Source organism: Sphaerospermopsis reniformis, assembly GCF_005402885.1.
GTDB classification, from domain to species: Bacteria; Cyanobacteriota; Cyanobacteriia; order Cyanobacteriales; family Nostocaceae; genus Sphaerospermopsis; species Sphaerospermopsis kisseleviana.
In genome coordinates, this window is record NZ_BJCE01000484.1 from 1 (window position 1) to 1,261 (window position 1,261).

The window sequence follows — 1,261 nt, forward strand, 5'->3', positions numbered from 1 at the left end:
GAACAGTCGCCTGGGGTAAAAACTATGAACAAAGACATAGATAATATAGCCCGTATCGTGCAAGGATGAGTGAAATCAAGGGGATGAATAAAAAACAAAACAAATTAAAAGAAAGTAGTGGAAAGTGGAGAGTTAAAAATGAAAAATATCTCCCAATGGGTAGGCATTGACGTAAGTAAAGCAACACTTGATGTTTATATCCGTCCAATGGGTAAAGCATTTCAAGTTGCTAATACTGAAACAGAAATAGCTAATCTAGTTCAGCAACTTCAATCTTACGATTTAAATCTAATCGTACTGGAAGCAACAGGAGGACTAGAAACAGAATTAATAATTCAATTGCAAGCGGCTCTTTTACCAGTAGCATTAATCAATCCTCGTCAGGGAAGAGATTTTGCTAAAGCTACAGGTAAGTTAGCAAAAACCGATGCCATTGATGCACAAGTTTTAGCACATTTCGGTGAAGCCATGAAACCGGAAGTGTTAGCAATTGAAAGCGAAATGGCACGTCAATTAGGTGAATTAATCAGTCGTCGCAGACAATTAGTAGAAATGTCTACAGCCGAAAAGAATCGCCGTGACCGCGCTCGTGGTAAAGCTTTAGCAGATATTGAGGCACATATTGATTATCTGGAGCAACGTCTTCAAGAACTCAATCAAGAAATTGAGACATTGACCCAAAATAATCAACAATGGATTGATAAAGTCAATCTACTCAAAACTACTCCTGGCATTGGTCAAGTTATTTCTACCACTCTAGTTTCTGACTTACCAGAATTAGGTAAATTAACTGCCAAGCAAATCTCTCGCTTAGTTGGTGTTGCACCAATTAATCATGATAGTGGTCAGCACAAAGGTAAACGAATGATTAATGGTGGTCGCGCCTATATTCGTGCCATTCTTTATATGGGTGCTGTTGTTGCCATGCGTCATAATCCTGTGCTCAAAACTTTTTACGAGCGCCTGGTTGAACGTGGTAAACCCAAGAAATTGGCCATTACTGCTTGTGTTCATAAAATGTTAGTCATTTTAAATGCGATGATTCGAGATCATCTTCCTTGGTCTATTTCTCACGACTCACAACCAATTTCTGCATAAAGTTCTACCATCGTTTTTATACCTCCAATCTAGTTTGGTAATTTATAGCCATCTATAATTTACCTGTTTTGTTTTGCTTTGTTTTTATCCTCTATTTTCTGACTTTTTTCCTAGACTTTAAATTTTTCCTTTACGATCGCTTGACAATCAAGACAGTCGCTAC

General features: G+C 37.7%; 1 protein-coding gene. It reads left to right on the forward strand.

Going from position 1 to position 1,261, the window contains the following annotated elements:
• Positions 1-138: 138 nt before the first annotated feature.
• Positions 139-1,098, forward strand: coding sequence for an IS110 family RNA-guided transposase (locus FFR48_RS29175; RefSeq protein WP_201277709.1), 960 nt, complete (start codon positions 139-141; stop codon positions 1,096-1,098).
• The last annotated feature ends 163 nt before the right edge of the window (positions 1,099-1,261 follow it).

Excerpts from the sequence above, each read along its gene's own strand:
- FFR48_RS29175 (WP_201277709.1), top strand. The coding sequence starts at position 139 with ATGAAAAATATCTCCCAATGGGTAGGCATTGACGTAAGTAAAGCAACA.